At 50.1% G+C, this 21,556-nt stretch carries 12 protein-coding genes; 1 reads left to right on the top strand and 11 read right to left on the bottom strand.

The window, feature by feature from the left end:
• Positions 1-265: 265 nt before the first annotated feature.
• From MKY87_RS06710 to MKY87_RS06735, 6 genes are all read right to left on the bottom strand, one after another.
• The gene (locus MKY87_RS06710; RefSeq protein WP_036674796.1) at positions 266-610 is read right to left on the bottom strand and encodes a hypothetical protein; all 345 of its coding nucleotides are present in this window, start codon (positions 608-610) and stop codon (positions 266-268) included.
• A gap of 589 nt (positions 611-1,199) precedes the next feature.
• Positions 1,200-4,619, bottom strand: a complete 3,420-nt coding sequence (locus MKY87_RS06715; RefSeq protein ID WP_340963448.1) for an SMC family ATPase — start codon at positions 4,617-4,619, stop codon at positions 1,200-1,202.
• A complete protein-coding gene (locus MKY87_RS06720; RefSeq protein ID WP_340963450.1) occupies positions 4,616-5,800 on the bottom strand; it encodes an exonuclease SbcCD subunit D in 1,185 nt (394 codons plus the stop codon). Before MKY87_RS06720 ends, MKY87_RS06715 begins: the two co-directional genes overlap by 4 nt.
• Before the next feature lie 59 nt (positions 5,801-5,859).
• Positions 5,860-10,287 (bottom strand): helicase-exonuclease AddAB subunit AddA, encoded by a 4,428-nt coding sequence (gene addA, locus MKY87_RS06725; protein WP_340963452.1) that lies wholly within the window; start codon positions 10,285-10,287, stop codon positions 5,860-5,862.
• Positions 10,284-13,787 (bottom strand): helicase-exonuclease AddAB subunit AddB, encoded by a 3,504-nt coding sequence (gene addB, locus MKY87_RS06730; protein ID WP_340963454.1) that lies wholly within the window; start codon positions 13,785-13,787, stop codon positions 10,284-10,286. Before addB ends, addA begins: the two co-directional genes overlap by 4 nt.
• Positions 13,788-14,013: 226 nt before the next feature.
• Complete coding sequence (locus MKY87_RS06735; RefSeq protein ID WP_339790145.1) at positions 14,014-15,390, bottom strand: class I SAM-dependent rRNA methyltransferase; 1,377 nt, start codon at positions 15,388-15,390, stop codon at positions 14,014-14,016.
• 556 nt (positions 15,391-15,946) lie between these two features.
• On the opposite strand from MKY87_RS06735, the gene MKY87_RS06740 reads away from it, so the two are divergent.
• Positions 15,947-16,948 carry a Na/Pi cotransporter family protein gene (locus tag MKY87_RS06740; protein WP_315937168.1) on the top strand — a complete coding sequence of 334 codons (1,002 nt, stop codon included), beginning with the start codon at positions 15,947-15,949 and terminating at the stop codon, positions 16,946-16,948.
• Between the two features lie 56 nt (positions 16,949-17,004).
• On the opposite strand, the gene MKY87_RS06745 is transcribed toward MKY87_RS06740, so the two are convergent.
• The 5 genes from MKY87_RS06745 to prmA form a co-directional block, all read right to left on the bottom strand.
• Positions 17,005-17,439 (bottom strand): NUDIX hydrolase, encoded by a 435-nt coding sequence (locus tag MKY87_RS06745; RefSeq protein ID WP_339790142.1) that lies wholly within the window; start codon positions 17,437-17,439, stop codon positions 17,005-17,007.
• Positions 17,440-17,552: 113 nt separating this feature from the next.
• Entirely contained in the window at positions 17,553-18,899 is a 1,347-nt protein-coding gene (gene mtaB, locus MKY87_RS06750; protein ID WP_289389895.1) for a tRNA (N(6)-L-threonylcarbamoyladenosine(37)-C(2))-methylthiotransferase MtaB, read from the bottom strand.
• 2 nt (positions 18,900-18,901) lie between these two features.
• Positions 18,902-19,666 (bottom strand): RsmE family RNA methyltransferase, encoded by a 765-nt coding sequence (locus MKY87_RS06755; protein ID WP_339790139.1) that lies wholly within the window; start codon positions 19,664-19,666, stop codon positions 18,902-18,904.
• A 138-nt stretch (positions 19,667-19,804) separates the two neighbouring features.
• Positions 19,805-20,485: a site-2 protease family protein gene (locus MKY87_RS06760; protein ID WP_074095894.1), complete on the bottom strand. Its 681-nt coding sequence runs from the start codon at positions 20,483-20,485 to the stop codon at positions 19,805-19,807.
• A 3-nt stretch (positions 20,486-20,488) separates the two neighbouring features.
• A complete protein-coding gene (gene prmA, locus MKY87_RS06765; protein WP_338588004.1) occupies positions 20,489-21,454 on the bottom strand; it encodes a 50S ribosomal protein L11 methyltransferase in 966 nt (321 codons plus the stop codon).
• Positions 21,455-21,556: the final 102 nt, after the last annotated feature.

Genomic DNA, 21,556 nt, shown 5'->3' on the forward strand with positions numbered 1-21,556 from the left:
TCAAAAAAAGGTCATGCCTTACAGAAGTTCGCTTCTGCACAGGCATGACCTTTTTGGATGTTCGTATGTTGCCAGTTGTATTGCAATGACTGTTGCGATACATCAGGCTGAGACTCTGTATGTGATAAGACCTCTCTGTTTCATGCTGTACGGTACCATGAATGAAACATCCATCCTCAGCTAGTTATTTTTCGAGGATTTTCATAGGATGCCCATAGGGTACATAAGAATGTGTCACTTGCAGTTATGACTGTTTTTTCTAATTTCAATAGTACGGTAAAAGAGTTAACGCTGTAAGCGCAAATAACGGGAGCACCAGTCGGTTAAAACGTCTGCGGCCATAACCATAATACGGATAAGGAGTAGGGTACCCGTATCCTGGGTAAAATCCGCGAGTATGACCTATCGGATAGTTTGCTCCCGGCATTGCATTTGGAGCCCAGTTCGCATGATTCACCATGGCTTCCGGTCCAACGGGAACAGCCAGGTAGATCATTTCGTCATCCACATTTTCCATAATGCCATCGTAGTGCATACCGTCATTCATCTGTACACATACATAACGGTGCATGTGTTCCTTGCATATTTTCTTCGCTTCCACTTTTTCCACTTGCCAACGCCTCCCTGATTCTGCTCTTGATCACCTTTTCATGGTATTCAGAACTGGGCGAATTGACACTACTGACGAGAAAACACAAAAAAAGAAGCACCCCGTGAGCGGCTTCCTTGGAAGTCTGCTGCGCGGACATCTATTCAGGAAACGTCCTGATCAGATGTCCGCCGGGGTACTTAAATAAAGTTTGTCGGCTTAACTGTAGTATAACAGCGGGATGAACCTGTATCTGTGATGTAACTCACTCCGCTAAGTTATAAAAGCAAGAAAAGAAATATTTTTACAAAAATGATATTCCGTAATAGTGCGTGTTTAAAAAGGGCGGTTTTCAGTACCAAAAAGACGGGATAAAGCTAGAAATGGAGTAGCGGAGCATAGATAGAGCTACGTGAGCAACTGCAATGTTTCCGAAGGAAAAAACCTCCGTAAGCCCCTACTTATTTCAGCTGAATTCCATATTCGATGTTGATGATGCCGCCAGGCACCATTCGTAATCAAAAGCGGACTTTTTGAACAACCTCTAATATTCATTTTGCTTGGACTATTAGAGGCGCTTCTATGATCTATATTGCTTACACATTGCCCTCTACAGGGTCTCCAAGACCACACGTGAGCCGTTTCCGGCCTCACCTGCCGGAATCACCACAAGTTTGCGCGGCAAGCGTGCACGCAGTTCAGGCACGTGACTGATTACACCAACAGCCAATCGGTCGTCATGCAATTTTTCCAGAGACGTAATGACGGTATCCAACAGTTCAGGGTCAAGAGTACCAAACCCTTCATCCAGGAAGAAGAATTGAAGTGGGTACTGACCTCGCAGCTGAATCTGGGCCGACAGTGCCAAGGCCAGTGACAACGAAGTCAAAAATGTCTCGCCACCTGACAACGTTGATACCGGTCGTTTGACTCCCCCGTTGGCATCATCACAGATTACAAAACCACCACCGGAATCCACCTCCAGTGAATAACGCTGTTTGGTCAGAAAGCGCAGACGCTGAGATGCCGCATGGCTAACCTGCATCAGTTGTTCTTCGGCAATATACTCAACAAAAGCATTACCTCTGAACGCGGATTGCAGTTTGCTGAGCAGTTCGCCTTGACGGCTTACCTCCACCCGCTTGTTCTCAAGTTCGGTCCAGCGAACATGTCGCTGCTCCACATCCTCCAGATCACGTTCTGCACGTGCTTTAGCACGAAGGGCAGCCTCGTCCTCAATTCGGACCTGCTGCAAACGTTCGGTGCAGGCTAACCACTGTTCCTCCGATACGACAGCTCCAGCCAGCTTTTGTTCCAATTCACGCAACTGGGATGCCAGTTCACGCTCACGTTCACGGTGCTGCTGGATCTCCCCTGCCAGTCGCTCTGCTTCCTGGGAAGGAATCGCCGCGGATACAACAGCATCATCCGAGTCAAACGGGGATTGTTCCAGCAATTGCTTCCACCGTTCCTGTGCCTGCTGCAGATGTTCTGTGGCCGAGGCGGCTGCCTGCTGAGCCATAACGTCTTTCTTGGCTGATTCCTGCTTCAGCGTGTCCGCTTCTTTGAAGCGTTGTGCCAAGTCTGTAGCTGCTTTCCGCAGTCCATCCAGACGAGCCTGAGCCGCAGCAATCAGATCCTCTACCCGCTGCTCCCCTACCCACTGGCGTAAACGTTCTTCCTTCTCGGCCAGCTGTTTGCTATTGCCCTGCCACTCCGTTTGCCACTGAATCAGTTGTTTATCCAATTCAACCAGCTTCTGCTGGAGAGATTGGATGATCTGGTCTTTTTCCTCAAGGAACGTCACGCTTTTGTTCAGACGTTCCTTGATGTCTTCGGCGCGCGCATCGCGCTCCTGCATCGCCTGATAGAGGGCCTTGGCCTCCTCCTGTGCGATGCCCGGCAGTTCCGCGGCCCAGCGGCTCTGCAAGGCAGCCGCTGTGGCCTCGCTTTCGGCCAGCTTGCGCTCCGCCTGGGCGAGCCCGGCACGGCCGGCCTCTTGCGCAGCTGCCGCTTCCATGCGGCGCTGCTGCGCGCCTACAGCCGCCTGCTGCAACGCGGCGGCTTCGGCCTGGAGCGGCGCTGCTGCGGCAGCCAGCGCCTGCGCGGCTTCGCGCAGCGCAGCGGCACGCGATGCCCAGCCTGCCGGGGAGCGCCCGTGTTCGGGCGCCCCGGCGGGCTCGGGCTCCGCTGCCGCAGGCGCGGCCTCGGCTGCGGCCGGAGCTTCGCCGGCCGCAGCGCCAAGCTGCGTCAGCAGGCTGCGACGTTCGTGCAGCTGCTGGCGCAGCCCAAAGCGCAGCTCCTGCAGCTCAGCGTGCAGGCTGCGCAGCAGTTCCAGGTCCGCATCGCCTGCGTGCGGACCTTCTCCCGGCGGCGCAGCCGGGAGCGGGTGATGCGGCGAGCCGCACACCGGGCATGGCTCGCCGTCACGCAGCTCGGCGCGCAAGGCGGAGGACAGCCGGTGCAACTCCTGCTCGCGCATTGTGCCACGCAGCTGTTCCTCCGCAAGGACCAGCATGCTTTGTTCGCGGCTAATATCCTGCTCACAGGCAAGCAAGGCCTCAAGACCTGCTGACGCCTGTTCCACCAGATGCTGACGCTGATCACTCAGGCGTTTTTCTTCCTCAGCCGCCGCCTTCAGCTTGTTGGCTCCCTGTTCTGCCGACTGCTTATAGGCTTGCATGTCAGCCTTATTTTGCTGCAACTGCTCCGCGGCAGTATCCACACGATGTTTCAGTTCAAGCGCAGCTTGAAGTTGCCTGCGTTCCTCTGACTTCACTTCATTTGGCTTGAGGCTCTCCTGTAGTTCCTCACGCCGTTTGCGTCCGCGCTGTTGCAGCTCCTTTTCTTTCTCAAGCTGCTGTCCCAGCGCAGTCTGTTCGCCCTGCCCCTGTTCCAGCAGCTGCGTGAGGCGCGAGCAATCGGCCTGAAGCCCGTCCCGTTCTCGTTGCAGCTCTTTTGCTTGTTCGAGTTGCTCCAGGCGCAGCAAAAGTTTCGGTTCTTCCTCCGTCATTTGCTTGCGTGCCGTCTCGGCCTTATCCGCTTCCTGAACAGCCAGACGCTCATGTTCCAGTGCTTGCTGATGAGCTGTCTCGGCGGTATCCTGCCGCTGCTTCTGTGTAGCTGCGGCATCTCGAACCGTCTGCAACGCAGGCAGTATTGTATCTGCCGCAACGGATTGTTTCAGCCGTTGTTCGCCTGCCTCTATCTGTGGTTCCAGTGCTTTCAGCTTCTGCTGTTCATCCGTCCTGGCCTGCCGTTCGTTACTTAACTCACGAATTTTGCCCAGTTGTTCAGCTTCCTTCGCAGCTTCATCCAGCGCTTTGCGGGACAATTCAGACTGCTGAACAGCGGTTTGAAGAAGACGTTTCGTTTCTTCCAGCGTCTCCTTGCTGGCATTGCCCAGTCCCTGTTGCTCCGCAGCAAGAGATTGGTGAACCATATCATTATCCTTGACCCGCCGGCTTAATTTGATAGCCAACTGGTCCCCATACTTCTCCAGATGGAATAATCGTTGCAACATCTGGCGACGTTCACTGCCTTTGAGTGACAAAAACTCGGCAAACTTTCCTTGCGGAAGCACCACTGCCCGTGTAAAATCATCCATCTTCAAACCGATCACATCTTCAACACAACGATTCACATCTGCCAATTTGTCGGCAAGTACCTGTTCTTCGCCATTAACAGTCTCTATGAATTTGCTGATCGTGTTACTCACCGACACTTCATTATTTCGTTTGAAACGTCGTTCTACCCTGAACCTTCGAGTGCCTTCCGCCGACATCAGTTCAAATGTAAAAGCAACCGACAACGAATCCTCTGCATGATTCATAATGCCTTGCGTCCCGTTCACAGCGCGTTCCACTTTTCCGTACATGGCGAGTGTGATGGCATCGAGCAAGGAAGATTTACCACTACCCGTTGGACCGAAAATACCGAATAGCCCCGTCTCTGTCAGCACGGTAAAATCAATCTCCTGCATCTCCCGATAACTTTGCAGTCCGGCAACTTTTAATAGAATCGGCTTCATCTTTCCTCAACCTCCTCACGCACACCCGGCTCATCTTCATCGACAAGTTCCAGGAAAAGCTGTACCAGACTGTCTTCCGGTTGTGCGCCACCGGTCTGACGCTGATAGAATTTACGGAACAGTTCATGTACAGGTAACTCGGATCGTTGCTCCAAAAGTCCTGCTGCAGCCATCTCGGGATACACCGGGCGAATATGGATGATACCTTCATGTGATTTTCGCAGCTGCTGAATCTCCTTCAGAGACATCGCCTCGTCCAGCCACACTTCCATGTCGATAAAAGCCTGCGGATCACGTCCCTCATCCAGCCAGCGATATACTTCTGCCAGACCACCACGCGCCTGCCAACGCACAAGCGGACGCCCGGATGTTAACAAAACTTCCTCTACCTGTGCTGCTCCACCCGGTGCCAGATCAACCATCGTGACAGACTTGCTCTGCCCCGCTTCCGAGAAGCTGTAGGCGAGAGGAGAACCGCTATATCGAATCACACCATCCCCTTTGACAGCCTGTGCACGATGAAGATGCCCAAGCGCCGTGTATTGCGCACCAGTCGCTAGAGATGAAGGGTCCACCGTGTAAGCCCCACCGATCTGAATCGGACGTTCCGAATCACTCTCAAGTCCGCCGAGCACATAGATATGGCTCATGGCCAAGTTCACGGTATCCGGGCGAAAAGAAGCTGCCAGACGCTGCATTAACATCCCCACCCGTTGACTGTATGCCTGACGAAGTACATTTTCGTCCCCATCCGTTGTCAGCAATTCATTCAATCTGGCTTCAGAAGGATAAGGTAATGCCGCAATCTGTCCAGTCTCTCCGGTTCGCTTTGCATGGATGGTCACCGCTTCTGAAGTAGGCATCCCTACGAGTGTGATGCCCTGTCTGTTCACAAGTGGCGTTACAGAAGCTACACGCTCTGGCTGATCATGATTCCCTGCAATCACCACAAGAGGCCTTCCATGTGCTGTCAGACGCGCTGCCGCCTCGTAAAAAAGCTGCTCCGCCGCTGCGGGAGGATTCACCGAATCATACACATCCCCGGCCATCAATATGGCATCCGCCTGCTGCTCATCCGCCAGTCTGACGAGTTCATCAACGAAATCTTCCTGTTCACGCAGTCGGCTTCGTCCCTCCAGCGTTTTTCCCAAATGCCAGTCCCCTGTATGCAAAATACGCATCTTCCGTTCCACCCCTCTCCCATATGAAATCCATGGTTTTAAATTCCGATCCAGCTCTTTTATAATTCCACTGCATGTCCACCATCAAAAAAGTACAGCCATTTCCGGGCAACTTTCCGACCTAATATATCTTCGATAGCCCGTCCATATAGATCCAGCTGGAAGCTATAATTTTTGGTGAGTTCATCCAAACCACCACGATGCTCCAACACACGATCCGTCTTGTAATCGAGCAAGACAAGCTCACCGTCCACCTCATACAGACAATCGATAATCCCCTGTACAAGCACGGTTTCATCTTCAATTGATGCTTGCAGTTTGCTATCTTCATTTATCTTAATCATATCTGAGTTCGCTGCCCGTTCATGTAACCACTCCGCAGGGGACTGATGTGCTGGAAGTCCATACACAAACGGAATCTCCCGTTTCACCCAAGCTGCACGCAACAGCTCTTTCCCTGGTTCTGTATCGAAAAATCCGACCAGCTCTTCCGGTTCGATAACCTCCGCATGATGGGACAGCAAAATCTGGAGCTCCACCAATCGCTGAATGGTCTGCTCAATAAGTTGTGAATCAATGGCTGTTCCATCTATAGGAAGATGCTGCATCAACGTATGATACACGTTCCCCCGTTCTGCTCCTGTCAGTTGTTTCTCTCTCATAAACTTGGGACGACGCAGATGCAATTTGAAAGACGTACCCGCAGATCCCGCATCCGGAACGTTCACCGTACCGTTTGAATCTAACCTTGATCCAGTCTCATGCTCGTTCAATTCACTGGATATGCCACGTAGTACATGGCTTGCTTCATCTTTGGTGTGATTGATTCCTGGCATGTTGTAATCCAATAATGCCTCGGACTGCTCTCCCAGTTCCTCCATGACCTCTACGGACTGGATATCCTGCATCGCAAGTAACGTTTTCAACTCCGTGACAGATGTACTGGCTGCCACTTGAGTTGCAGCTTCATAGGGATATGTCCACGAAAGCCGTTGATCAACTTCGCGAATCAGGCGTGTCTCTTCTTCTTGAAGGGCTACTGTATCTGTACCTGCATCTTCAATGTTTTGGTTAGCCGTATCTTGTACACTCTTCATCAGCTCTTCTACGGTTGAGGATGGTACCAACTTCACAGGCTGAACCGCTTGTAGTGCAGCAAGTCGTTCTTTCCGCACCTCAGTCATCCCGTCTTCTTCTCCGAGTGTCTGATCCACCACATGATCACGGGATACCTGATCGGCGGAAATAATAGAAATCTCCCATCGTGATTGATCATCTGCAAGACAGGTTGAGAACGAATCATTGCTTCCAGCAAGTTCACGCAGCACAGCCGCATCTGGATGTCTCATCAGGGATGGTCCAATCCAGTCCAGGTAGCTCCGTCCTGCAGCAAGCAGATAGTCTGGCAATGCCAATTCAGGGCTGTCCTTGACCTGAGACCACGCCAGCGCTTTTTTCGCGGCATCTTTTACGGTACCCAGCAGAATCATTTTCTCTTTGGGGCGGGTCAATGCAACGTACAACACACGCATCTCTTCAGCAAGCAGTTCAAATTGCGCACGACGACGAATCGCCAGATTGGCTAATGTAGGATAGGCAACCCGGTTCTCACGATCCACAAACCTCGGACCAAATCCCAGTTCCTTATGCATTAGAAACGGTGCGTTCAGATCCTGTTGATTAAACATCTTGGATATGCCACCAACAAAGACAATCGGAAACTCCAAACCCTTACTCCGGTGAATCGTCATGATACGTACGGCGTTGTCCTGCTCACCAGAACTACCTGCTACAGTCCCGAGGTCTCCCCCGTTTTCCCGCAATCTTGAGACATAGGTCAGGAAACGGAACAAACCGCGATTTGCAGTTGATTCCTCATATTGTCGTGCGCGATCATACAATGCCTTAAGATTACTTTGACGTTGCAGTCCTCCAGGAAGACCTCCAACCCAGTCCAAATACCCGGTTTCCCGATACATACGCCAGATCAGTTCACTTAGACTGCCTTGTCTTGCCTCAAGTCTCCACTGCTGCAATTGACGCATAAAGCGAATTAACTTTTGCTGTAACTCCGAGCCTGAGATCTCCGTTATGCCCAAATCCTCACTTGCATGTCCCGCAACACCAGCATCTTGCAATCCATCTGTATGCAATGTAGGCACATCGGATTCATAGACATCATCCAGGATCTCTGCCTCGACTGAAGCTGCTGTCTCCCGCTGTCCCAGTTCCATCTCTGACCAGGCTTCCGGCCACTGTAACTGGACGATATTGGTATCAGGATGATTATCCTGCCGGGATTGTTGTACGGCATGAGTGGAGGAATCGCCCCATTCTCCAACAGCCGATATAACTGCATCGTAGAATGACTGTCTTTTGTCACCGAGCCGAATCTGTGCCAGTTCTTCTTCATCCAGTCCGACAATCGGGGAACGAAGCACGGAAGCGAGCGGAATATCCTGCCTTGGATTATCAACAAGCTGAAGCAGAGACATCATGATTTCCACTTCTGTAGCCTGAAAATAACCCTTGCTCTGTTCTCCTCCAGCAGGAATTCCCTGCTGTCTGAATTCCTCAATCATGAGCGGAGCCCACATCAAGGTCGAACGCAGCAAGATGACCATATCACCGTAACGTGCCGGACGCATGGTTTGCAGGGCTTTATCATAGACATGGAGAGCAGGTTTCTCCGTATCCCCAACCATCTCACGAATACGCCTTGCGATCGCCCGTGCTTCCAACTGGGCTGTTTCAAGTTCGGCACTCTCCAGTTCTGCGGAGACCGATACATCCCCATTCTCATCCGTACTCTCTGTCAGATCAGGACCACCACCCTGACGATCAATCAACATGAGTTCAGGTGTATACGCCTCATCACCAAGCGTTTCTGACGGGAACGTAGCCCCATATGCTAGTTGAGCTCGTTCATCGTAAGCAATCTCTGCCACACCTTCGTTCATGAGTTGCCGGAATATCATATTGACCGAATGCACGACTTCTGCTCGACTGCGGAAATTCCGCGCAAGATCAATACGTTGACCTGTACGATGCAGACGATCTTCCAAATTTCCGTCCTCACGTGTGCTCGCTCCATATTGACGATACTTGTTCATAAACAGACCTGGCTCAGCCAACCGGAAACGGTAGATACTCTGTTTGACATCACCGACCATGAATCGGTTACCCGGGTTTTCTCTGGAGATCAGCTTGACGATATCTTCTTGAACCGTATTGGTGTCCTGATATTCATCAAGCAACACTTCATCAAATCGCGAACGGTACTCCATAGCCGCATCGGAAGGCATCGACAATTCAGGCGTTGAATCCTCATGTCGTAAAATGTGAAGACAGTAATGCTCCAGATCACTGAAGTCAACTTGCCCACGTTCCTGTTTGGCCTGTCGATAACGTTCTCCAAATGTACTAATCAACCTTGACAACTCCTGCATGAGTGGTGCCGCCTGCTCCAGCTCCTGCCAGAACGAAAACGCAGTTCTTCCGAACAGTGAGCCTTTCAGGTCGGTAACTGCCTTTTTCGCAGCCTCCCGAAGTTCCTTCACCTGATCCTGTAAAGCCGGGTCCGTCTGATCTTTTTTGCAGGGTTTCAGTTTGCCAAATGCAGCGGGTTGAAACACTTCAGGCAACCTCTCCCATGGCATAACCTGGACCGCAGACAATAGCTCTTCTACCATCACCAGGTCTTCTTTTAACGTATCTGCATAAGGTGCCGGACCTTCAGGCTGCATGGAAATATGGATGCCTTGACGAAGCAGTCCTGCTGCACCACTTAAAGCAAGAGCCGCATCACGCAAAATACTCTGAACCCATGCTGAATGTCCAAGCGCCTCTACACTTTCCACCTGAAAAGCGGATGCCATCTCAAAGAGCCAATGATCCGGCCAGGAATGACTGCGGGAGAAATCATATAATCGTTGCACCAGTCGATGCATGGCATCATCGTTTCGTTCTCCACTGAACCAGTCCACCAATTCGCGGAATGTACTCCCTTCATCTTCTTCGCCGTACTTTTCCTCAAAGAGTTCTTCGAGCAGTTCCTGTCGCATGATTTCCGCTTCGTTTTCATTCAGGATACGGAAAGCCGGGTTCAACGGAATTTGCTGATAGTACCGCCGAATGACTTCCATACAGAATGAATGCAATGTTGTGATAGATGCTCGCCCAAGCAACGACAGCTGCTTACGCAGATGCTCTTCTCCAGGCTGTTCTTCAAGCGCACGTTCCAACGCTTCCCGAATCCGTTGTTTCATCTCGGCGGCGGCGGCTTTGGTAAACGTAGCTACAAGCAAACGATCCACACTGTATCCTTGGGAGGGATCTGCGATCTTGCGAATAATTCGTTCAACCAGTACGGCTGTCTTGCCTGATCCCGCCGCTGCGGCAACAAGGATGTCTTCTCCGCTTTCCGAGATGGCACTCCACTGATCATCACTCCAGAAGCTACCCTCCGGTTTTGGCATATTCGTCATGATGTTTCCCCTCCCTTGGTGTGAGATAACATATCCCAGATTTGCTGTTTGCCCGGTTTGGACAACAGGTTGTATTCATTTCCTTCTATATTCTCATCAAACTGACAAACAGGCTTATACGGACAGAACGTGCACGCCACTTCCTGCTGAATACGATAAGGCTCAATGGCCACATCTCCATCCGTAATCCGGGTACCAATCTCACGGATATTACTGCGGACTGAAGCAAGCAGCGTATCCCATTGCTCTGGCGTAGCTACAGCGGCGCTGCTATAAAAGCTTCCGTCCGCCTTAAGAGCAACTGGAATAATAGCTGAATACCCCTTATCCAGGGTGTTGTCCATTTGAGCAATTGCGTCCCGGTCCGCCAGCAGCAAACCTTTCATTTTGAACCGTTTCAGCAGTTCTTGTCCTGCCTGCTCTGATGTCATGCCGTTTGCGGATTGCAACAGCGGGTTATGCACATGAAAATACAACGTTCCTCCCGGCATCGCCGTTTCCCCAAGCCATTCTTCGGCAGCACTAAGCAGCACCTCCAGATAGGTGAGCATTTGCAATGACAGACCGTAGTACACTTCATGTAACTTGAGGTCCGTCTGGCTTGATTTATAGTCAATGACACGCAGGAGCAGACCATTCTCTCCTTCTGCCACATCCACACGGTCAATACGACCCACGATCTCCATCACACAGCCGTTCTCCAGTTCAAAACGGAGTGGGGGCAGCGGTTTATCCGGTCCAAAATCAAGCTCCAGCCCAATCGGTTCAAAACTTCCACGTCTGGACTGTTCCCCGAGAATAACGGATGCCCGGCTAACAATGTCCTTCAATTTGCGGAAAATATAACCATATCGCTTGGTGCTGAGCAAAATCTCCCCTTGCAGCTGTGGTGCAATCTGCTCCACGGTTTGCTCGGCTTCCTGGCGGCATTGGTCTGGAGTCAAGCTGCCCCAACTACGATTTTCTTCACGCAACCGCATAGCCAGCTGGCTTAGTGCAGCATGAAAAAGTTGTCCGATATCAGGAGCCTGCAAGCGGTACAATTGCCGTTCTTTGAGGCGCAGCCCGTGTGAAGCAAAATGGGAGAACGGACAAGCAACGAACCGTTCCATTCGCGAGACACTCGTCCTTACCTCTGTGCCATACAGTCTGCGACTGGTGGCTGTCCGTAGTGGCAATGCCCGATTACGATAAAAAATCGATCCCATCAACCGCTCCAGGTGAGGTCTGCTTGTCTCCCGAGATACATGCCAATTGTAGACCGCCCACCACATTTCAGGGATGTCTTCTCCACGGCGCCATTTGCGCAATTGTCCAATGAGCGTAGACAGACTCTGACCTGGATGGGTGACATAGGACCAATGCGCTTCTTCCGAGTTCGCAACCGGTGGTTGAGCGAGCAACGGCTGTTCTTGTAAACCAAACATTTTCCGTACATGGCGGACAATCTCGGAAGGAAGAAGTGTTTTCCCCTCATCATCAGCAACCGGGTAACTCAGCCACAACTGGCTGCTTGCCGCTGTAAGTGCCGTATAGATTAGAAAACGTTCATCCAGCATCTGCCTTGTTGCACCTGGTCCAAGCGCCACACCTCTTTCCGTCAGCAACGATCTTTCCAGCTCTGTTAATACACCATCATCCTGAGGTACGGCGGGTAATTCACCATCAACGGCACCAAGGATAAATACATATTTGATGTCCTGAAGACGTGTACGATCCATCGAACCAACCAATACCTGATCCAGTGCTGGTGGTACCAGACCCAGTTTCAGTTCGGTCAATCCGGTCTCAATCATCCCGGCAAACAGCGTGATATCCAGCCGTTCATTCCCCATCATATCGACCATCTGATCCAATAAATCCAGCACAGCTCCCCACATCTGCCGATGTTCTCTCGACCGTTCGGGGTCACCTTGTGCCTTAGCTTCAGCAGACATATTCTCCAGCTTCCATGCGATCTCAGCATCTTCCAGCAGTCTGTATAGTGCCTCACACTGGGCTTTGGCTGTCTTTGCCTTTTTCATTCGCTTCTCAAAAACACCCAAGGAATCTGTAATGACCGTTCGGCAGCTCTCCATTAAAGAAAGCATCTGGTCCCGTCCTCGACTACGGCCATCCTGACCGTTGTCTTCCAGCGACAGGCTTGGTACATACTTCCATGGTTTGCCGTCAGTCCAGCGATACCCGTGAATACCACAAGCCAGCACATAATTCTCAAGCTGGTCCATATCTTCACGAGTGATGGAACCATCACGTGGAAGCAGCAGATCCGTTTTGACACAGCGAAATACATCCTCGTAACGCCAGTGACGCCGAACAATATCCAGTGCAGAACGGATAAACTCAGATAATGGATGATGAAGTTCATTTCTTCTGCGGTCCAGAAAGACGGGTACGTCATAATCCCTGAATAGAGGTTCAGCTATATCAGCGTAGGTATCCAACTGACGAACAAGTACCGCCATGTCCCTATAACGCGCACCTTCGTTTTGCGCTAGACGCCGCATCTCACGCAGTGCTCCCTCCATCTCAGCTCGTCGGTTCTCCGCTGCAACCAGTCGGATTCCGGAATCAAGGCCCTCACTTTTCCAACGAATTCGGCGGTCGAAACCAGCCTCCAGATGAGCAAGTCCCGGACGATCCTTGTATCTCGGTGGAATCTCCGAATCTAGCACGGTTATATCGCTCGGTACATCCAGTTCGTCAGCCATCCCTTTGAGACGCGCGTAGGCACTTGCCGTAGGATAAAACAGTTCCAGTTCTCCAGGCAGTGCGCCGTGATCATAAGGGCGATCGAGTGTCAGTGCAATCGTCACGGAAGAGGACTGCAACATTAGCCGACCGATCACACTCATCTCCTGTGGCGTGAATCCCTGAAAACCATCAATCCAGATCTGGGCATCCTGCAGCAATGCACTTTCCGACAAACGATCTGTCAGCTCGGTCAACGTATCTTCATCATCAATATATAAATTGGTCAGTTCCTGTTCATAGTCACGATATATCAGATTCAAGTCATGCAACTTGTCCTCCAGAATTGGCGAAGTGGACGAGATATTCCCTCCAGACAGCCCTTCTTCCAGCAATGATGGATCAACTTCATAACGTTTAAATTCACTATATAAATCATTTAATTCGCCTATAAAACCCAGCTGGCTGCCGGATGCACCAAACAGCTTCAATTCTTCCTTACGGCGCTGGATGACTTTGTAAAGCAGCATTTTTTTTCCTTCGGCTCCGATCGGAATACGAGCAGAACCACCTGCTTCTTGCATTACACGATAGGCTAAACGGCGAAAGCCGAGCACTTCTGCACGCATGGTACCTTTAATTGCTCCAGAAGACACCAATGCCTGCTCTGTTCGAAAAGAACTCTGTTCGGGAACGAGTAAAATTAAAGGTTTACCTTGCGGCTCCTTTTGAAGCAGGGATGTAATTTCCCGGGTAATCAGCGAGCTTTTACCGCTGCCTGCCCGGCCAATAACAAAACGAACGGACATGTCTAATCCTCCAAACCACACGTACAAGATTTTAATTCCCAGTATAACATATCTGACTTGGTTCGGAACATACGTTTGCCACTATTCGGTAAAACCGGAGATCATCTCCGTTAACACGGCAAAAAGCCCGCAGCTGTTCACACTGGGGACTTTTGACCGAAAGTATCATTTATTTAAAACTCACTTTACCTCACGAGAGATCAAAAAAAAAATGAAACAGACTCTTCTAATTCTTTTTACTGCGTACTTCGAAAATAGCAAATTTCAGGTAATGTCCTTCATCCACGCCCAAAATTTGCGGGTGATCCTTACCGGCTGCTTTCCAGTCGATCAAACGAAGCACTTTGCCTGCATCTTCCGCTGCATCGGCAATCGTATCTAGGAAGAGATCTGGACGCATGTGATACGAACAGCTGGCTGTTACCAAATATCCGCCCTCATTAACCAGTTTCATTCCTTGCAGGTTGATATCTTTATATCCACGGCATGCACCTTTAACTGCTGATTTCGTTTTGGCAAATGCAGGAGGATCGAGGATGACGACATCAAATGTTTTACCGCCAGCTGCCAGCGCTTTGGATGTATCCACTTTCTGTTCGCCTGCACGTGCACGTGCGGTACGTTCATCCAGTCCTTTCACTTGTTCACGCAAGTACTGGAATGCATCAGCAACTACAAATTCGACCCGGTCGGTGAAACCGTTCAGCTCCACATTTGTTCGTGCACTCTCAATGGCATGCTCCGAAATATCAAGACAAGTCACTTTTTTGGCTCCATACTTGCAAGCATTTAACGTGAAGCTGCCTGTGTGTGAGAAGCACTCCAGTACAGTGGCACCATCCCAATAAGGGAATGTAACTACCTTACCGCTTTTATTCATAGGCAAGAGCTGCTCTGTGCCGTCCTGCTCAGTCGTTTGGAGTGTAATTCCACTCTTGTAGCCCCAACCCTTCATGAGCGGTTCGATCGCTGCACGATTCTCACGTTGGTCGAAGAAGTAACCTGTCTTCTGTCCTTCTACGATGTCCACTTTAATGAGTAGTCCATTCTCTGTAACGGTGACATGTCGCGGGCAATCTCCGTACAGTGGACCTTTGGTCTGCTCCAAACCTTCCAGTTCACGAATCGAGACATCGCTGCGCTCATATATGCCTTCTGGCTGCATTACTTCAATGAGTGCCTGTACGATGGCTTCACGGCAACGATCCATGCCAAGTGTAAGCAACTGTACAACGAGGATACTGCCGAATCGATCAACGATCAATCCTGGCAGAAAATCAGCTTCCCCATAAACGAGACGGTACGCCTCGCCATCCTGGATAAAACGTTCCCGATGACGCAAGCAATCACGGAAACGTGCTGCAAAGAACGCCGTATCCATCTGTTCGGACTCCAAGGGTTGATAAGCTACAACCCTTACCGTGATCTGGGATGCGGGATTGTAATATCCTGTCGCCAGATAGCGACCTTGATGATTCAATACATTGACCAGATCTCCCGGCTCCGGGTTTCCATCAACAGAGGCAATTTCATTGTTAAATATCCATGGATGTGCATGTTCAAGCCGCTTTTTGCGACTGCGTTCGAGTGTAACTGATGGCAAGGTAGATCCACTTCTTTCATAGTTAGTTGAAAAGATAGGTTTGGTGCGGCGCGTAGGTGGCGTTTCGGTTACGAATCGATCTTCCGATCGCTGTTGTCTCCAGATTTTTTTGATTCCCTTTTTTAAAGGGAAAATCCGGAGGCAAAGGCGCACGCTTCGCTTCTTCAGATTCGATTTCGTCCCCTCCACTACGTTTGCACGAATCACCGTATCTTTCGAATTGGGGTGCAGCAATTGAGAGCAATCGGCGCTAAGGTGTTACTTTGAGCGCTGTATGAGTGGCGTTCCGGGTTCGAATCGATCTTTCGATCGCTGTTGTCTCCAGATTTTTTTTAATCCCCTTTCTTAAAAGGGAAAATCCGGAGACAAAGGCGAGCGCTTCGCTTCTTAAGATTCGATTTTGTCCCCTCCACTACGTTTGCACGAATCACCGTATCTTTCGAATTAGGGGACGGAAATTAGGTCGCTTCCCTCTGAATTCCTTTAGGCTTGTCATGGTTGTCTTTTCTTACTCATAGGATGAGTTAAGGAACCGGACGGAAGGAATGATATTTCTATGTTTAGAGATGTGATATTGCCCCTACTCTATGGGCTTATTATCTTTTTTGGTGGCATGAAGCTGATGGAGACGGCCTTGCAGCGCATGGCAGGGCCCATGTTGGCAGGTTGGCTCAATCGCGCCACCTCTGCTCCATGGAAAGGCATGGCCTTCAGTGCAGGTGCAACGGCCTTGTTACAGAGCAGTACTGCGGTCACCGTGCTCACCATTGGACTGGCTAATGCCAGATTAATTACCTATGGACGCACACTCGGCATCATCCTCGGTACCAACATCGGGACATGTCTGACGACGGAGCTGGTGGGATTACAGATCGGACGTGCTTCCCTGCCGCTGCTTGTCCTGTCGCTTACGGGCTGGGCCATGTTTGTTGTCCTTGGTGAACGCAATCTGGCCGCTCCTGAACGCACGCGCCGGACACTGTTTAACATCCAGTACAGCTTCCTCGCAGCTGCGGGATTTGCACTTGTTATGACAGGCATTCAGGTAATGCAATCCATTGCCTTACCCTTGCGGAGCATGGGCGTATTTCAATGGTTTCTCGACCGCTCGGCCGACAGCTTGTGGTGGGGCTTCCTGGCAGGTGCCTGTCTGACAGCGCTCATTCACAGCAGCGCAGCTGTCATTAGCATGGCGATTACGCTCGCAGCCACAGGGGTACTGCCTGTGGAGATCGGCATCGCCATTGTGATCGGGTCCAACGTGGGGACCTGCATCACTGCCGTGATCGCTGCCGCGGGCGGAGCATCCGCAGGCAAATTTGTCGCAGCCTCCCATGTTGTATTAAACATTGCGGGAGCGCTGCTGTTTATGCCGCTGATCGGCCAGCTGCATGCAGCTTCGGCCTGGCTGTCAGCGGACAACGGGGCACAGATTGCGCATGCCCAGACCCTTTTTAACATCACCAGTTCACTGCTTGCTTTACCGTTCTGTTACTTGCCAATCTGGCACAAAAAACCACCGGTCCACGCCCCAGCGGCGAAGTCACCCGTGGCTTGATGATCTGCCTATCAGACCCACAGAACGCGCGGGTAACTGACTCGAACAATAATGCGTTATACGTTAATGCCTAACTTGTTCAGGGCTACACGCAAGATATCATCGTTATTATCATATCCGTTCTGCTGCTGTCTGGACCATGCTTCTTCTGGAGCATACCAATCCACACCCTTAATTTCTTCAATCTGAGGCTGTAGATCACCACTCTCGGCTTCAACGAGATAATAATGAACTTCCTTGTCCACCGGGCCAAAATCTGCATGTTGGTACGTATAAGCAATGATATCAACCGGCTCTACAATGCGACCCACCATACCTGTCTCTTCCAAAATCTCGCGCAGTGCCGTCTGTTCGATTGTTTCTCCCTCTTCCATTTTGCCCTTGGCGAGAGTTGTTTTACCATAACGATCTACGATAAGCTGAATTTGAAGACGTCCGTCTTCCCCTGTTCTATAAACAACTCCGCCTGCTGAAATTTCTTTTTTGTTCATCGTGCTCTCCCCCATCAACTTCGATATCTTTATCTTATTTTTTGCAAAAGAAGGACCTCATCTCCCCGGGTAAGCTCCCCAAGGAAATGAAATCCTTGTTTCTGACGCCTCGATCACATCGCGGCGGACTTAAGATTCTCTTCCAACACACGTACCAGCGTAGCCTGACTCTCGTTGACGCCAGCTTCAACCACTTTGACCCGGCACACTTTACCGACCATATCCATGGTTCCGTCAAAGACCAGTTGAATGTAGTTGTCGCTATAACCGTGCAGCTTGCCACTTCCCTCGCGGCCCTTGGCTTCACCTTCGGGAATAACATCCAGTACCTGTCCAACAAACTGCTTAGCGTACTCCAGCTGCATCTGCTCGGACAAATCAATCAGTTCATGCACACGTGCATTTTTGACTTCTTCGTCCACCTGATCTTCCATCCGTGCTGCTGGTGTACCCGTACGCTTGGAATAAGGGAATACGTGCATTTCGGAAAAACCGATCTTACGCATCAACTCATAGCCATTACGGTACATCTCATCCGTCTCACCTGGAAATCCAACAATGATGTCTGTTGTAATCGCTACATCCGGCATTGCTTCCCGAATGCGAAGCATTTTGTTGTAAAACTCTTCTGTCGTATACTTACGGCGCATACGTTTCAACACCGTATCATCACCCGCTTGCAGCGGAATATGGAAGTGACGAACAAGTTTGTCCGAACGTTTGATCACGTCGAGCATGCGGTCATCGATCTGACTGGCTTCAATCGAGCTGATTCGAATACGCTCCAAACCTTCTACCTTATCCAAATCCCACAGCAGGTCGGTCAGATCATAGTTTTCCATGTCATCGCCATACCCACCTGTATGAATACCGGTCAGAACAATCTCCTTGTATCCGGCGTGTACGAGTTGATGAGCCTGTTGAATAATGCTGTTCGCCTCACGGCTGCGCGAGAGACCACGAGACCATGGAATAATGCAGAATGTACAGAAGTTATTGCATCCATCCTGGATTTTCAGAAATGCGCGGGTACGGTCAGCAAAATCCGGTACGTCCATTTCTTCAAACACACGGGTTTTCATAATATTACGCACCGCATTAACCGGTTGACGCGACTCCTGAATTTCATTAACATATGGCAAAATCTTGTCACGGTCTTGTGTACCGATAACCAGATCCACCCCTGGGATGTCCAGAATCTCTGCCGGAGAAGTCTGCGCGTAGCAGCCTGTAACGGCCACAATCGCCTCCGGGTTGCGCCGAATGGCACGACGAATAATTTGACGGCTCTTTTTGTCGCCGGTATTGGTTACTGTACAAGTATTAATCAAGTATACATCCGCTGTCTGTTCATCAAAGTCCACTTGATCGTAACCTTCGTTTTTGAACAATTGCCAAATCGCCTCTGTATCATAGAAATTAACTTTGCAGCCTAAGGTGTAAAACGCCACGGATGGCATAATTACATTCCTCCCATTTCTCCGGATTCATATAGCACGCAAGTTAGTGCTGCCATTCCAGCTGTCTCAGCACGCAAAATGCGTTTGCCCAGTCCAACAGATACAGCACCTGCCTCATCAGCCTCTGCCGTCTCCTTCTCAGAAAATCCACCTTCCGGTCCAACCACGATCAAAACTTCTACACTTGCATCAGGTGCAAGCTGCTCTACAAACGGTTTCAGTGCATCTCTCAGCTGTTTACCGTTTTCTTTCTCATAACAATAACATACCAGGCTATAGCCCTCAAAAGAAGATAACAGCCCTTTCCAGGAAAGCGGCTGCTCGACAGATGGAATACGATTCCGGTGACTCTGTTCGGCAGCTTCCTTGGCGATTTTCCGCCACCGCTCTAACCGTTTGCCTTCTTTCTTGGCATCATATTGCACAATCGTACGTTCTGACAGGAAGGGTACAAATGATACCGCCCCAATCTCAGTACATCTCTGGATGACTGTTTCCATCTTGTCGCCCTTGGGCAAACTCTGTGCCACGGTTACACGAATCCGTGCTTCATGGTCCATCTCGAGAGGTTCGACAATATTGGCTGTCACTTGGCCAACTTCAATAGTCTCAATTTCCACGAGTGCTTCTCTGGAGTTTCCGTCACTGACAATCAGTTTATCTCCAGGTTTACCACGCATGACCTTGCCGATATGGCGTGCATCATCACCTGTGATGATCACAGCGTGTTCACTAAACTGTTCTGCAGATACAAAATATCGCTGCATTAGTCAATCCACCCATTCTGTCCTGTTATGACTGGAATTCACCCCGCCTGATGACAGGCGTGAATCCAATCGCCACAGATGATCATACAACTTTTACGTGTTTCTGACCAGTATATCAGCCCAAAACACGCTACGCTTTTAGCGATATAATTCAATAACCAGCTTTGCCAGATCCACATACATCGTTTGCGCAAACTCATACAAAGGTTGAATCGTCACATTTTGCAACGGAGGTATAACAAGAATCAATAAGAAGATAAAAATGGACCATTGCTCCACCCCTTGCAGCTTGCGGCTGATTGAAGGTGGCACTACATCTTCCAGAATCCGATAACCATCAAGCGGGGGCAACGGAATCAAGTTAAACAGGAACAGGAAAAAGTTGGTTAAGTTAAAAATAGCGAAAAACGTTGTGATTGCTGTCAGCAACCGCTCATTATCAATGCCGCCGAGTGCTCCCGAACCAACCAGTGAAGCATAGATGATTGTACCGATGATCGCGAGCAACAGATTGCTCAGAGGCCCTGCTGCGGATACGATGATGCCCATCAATCTAGGTTTGTCGAAGTTAGCACGATTAACCGGAACTGGACGTGCCCAACCAAAGCCGGCAATAATGAGCAACAGCACACCAAACAAGTCAAAGTGTACAACCGGATTCAGCGTGACCCGACCCAACAGCTTGGCTGTCGGATCACCGAATTTGTTGGCAAAATACGCATGCGAGAATTCATGCACCGTAAATGCGATCAGGATGGTCAGCAGGAAAAACGGAAGCTGATCGATCGGATAACGAAAGAACGAATTCCAAAAGTCCATACGTTACCCCTTTCTGGCTACAAACGCCAGCCAATCCTCATCACGGTGGATCGCACTCACTTCAAACCCGGAGGCTACCAGTGCATCATGTACAACCTGCTCTTTGTTTTTCCAAATTCCGGATACAATATAGGTCCCACCAGACTCAAGCGCATTATAAACATCGTCTACGAACAACAAAATGATCTCAGCCAGAATGTTCGCCACGACAACCTTAACTGGCAGTTGCACACCAAGCGCAGGGTCCTGACTCCCGAGGACGGACAACAGATCACTCTCTTTAACCGTAATTTGTTGCTCCAGCCCGTTCAGTTCCACATTCTCCCTGGCACTGATTACCGCAACCGGATCAAGATCAAGCGCCAGTACATGTTTTGCACCAAGTTTTATCGCTCCTATAGCCAAAATCCCAGAACCTGTACCTACGTCAATAACTTCCTCGCCGCCCTGAACAACCGTTTCCAGTGTACGCAAGCAGAGGGAGGTCGTTGGATGTGTTCCTGTACCAAAAGCCATGCCTGGGTCAAGCTCAATAATTTTCTCATCCGGACTTTCTGGTGTATACTCTTCCCACGTTGGTTTAATGGTCAGACGCTCCGATACACGTACTGGCTTGAAATATTGTTTCCAGGCTGTTGCCCAGTCATTTTCATCCACTGTACGCGTCTCATAACGAACCTCACCTGTATCAATTCCAAATTCAGAGAGTTCCTCGATTCTCGGATTAACTTCTGACTGTAGTGCAACCATATCCGTACCTTCGGAGAAGTACCCTTTGATGACCGCAAAGCCTTCCGGAATATCATTCAAAGGAACGTCGTATAACTCACCATATGTTGTGTCCCGTTTTTTATTTAAAGTACCGGACTCTTCAATCGAAACCCCTCCAGCACCCGCTTCATGTAAAAAATTCGAAATCATCTCCACAGCTTCTTCTGTGGTATGTATTGTTAGTTCATGCCATAACATACTTGGTTTTTCCTCCTCATTTTTCAAACATCCCAACTATTGTACTACACAAGCTAGCCAGAGCACAAAGCCGCATCAGTAAAAGAAAAACAAAACAGGATA

Source organism: Paenibacillus sp. FSL R7-0198 (genome assembly GCF_038000415.1).
Classification (GTDB): Bacteria; Bacillota; Bacilli; order Paenibacillales; family Paenibacillaceae; genus Paenibacillus.

Bases quoted from the DNA above. Each gene is read 5' to 3' on its own strand.
- mtaB (WP_289389895.1), bottom strand. From the start codon at position 18,899: ATGCCATCCGTGGCGTTTTACACCTTAGGCTGCAAAGTTAATTTCTAT.
- MKY87_RS06755 (WP_339790139.1), bottom strand. From the start codon at position 19,666: ATGCAGCGATATTTTGTATCTGCAGAACAGTTTAGTGAACACGCTGTG.
- MKY87_RS06760 (WP_074095894.1), bottom strand. From the start codon at position 20,485: ATGGACTTTTGGAATTCGTTCTTTCGTTATCCGATCGATCAGCTTCCG.
- prmA (WP_338588004.1), bottom strand. From the start codon at position 21,454: ATGTTATGGCATGAACTAACAATACATACCACAGAAGAAGCTGTGGAG.
- MKY87_RS06745 (WP_339790142.1), bottom strand. From the start codon at position 17,439: ATGAACAAAAAAGAAATTTCAGCAGGCGGAGTTGTTTATAGAACAGGG.
- MKY87_RS06740 (WP_315937168.1), top strand. From the start codon at position 15,947: ATGTTTAGAGATGTGATATTGCCCCTACTCTATGGGCTTATTATCTTT.
- MKY87_RS06715 (WP_340963448.1), bottom strand. From the start codon at position 4,619: ATGAAGCCGATTCTATTAAAAGTTGCCGGACTGCAAAGTTATCGGGAG.
- addB (WP_340963454.1), bottom strand. From the start codon at position 13,787: ATGTCCGTTCGTTTTGTTATTGGCCGGGCAGGCAGCGGTAAAAGCTCG.
- addA (WP_340963452.1), bottom strand. From the start codon at position 10,287: ATGACGAATATGCCAAAACCGGAGGGTAGCTTCTGGAGTGATGATCAG.
- MKY87_RS06720 (WP_340963450.1), bottom strand. From the start codon at position 5,800: ATGCGTATTTTGCATACAGGGGACTGGCATTTGGGAAAAACGCTGGAG.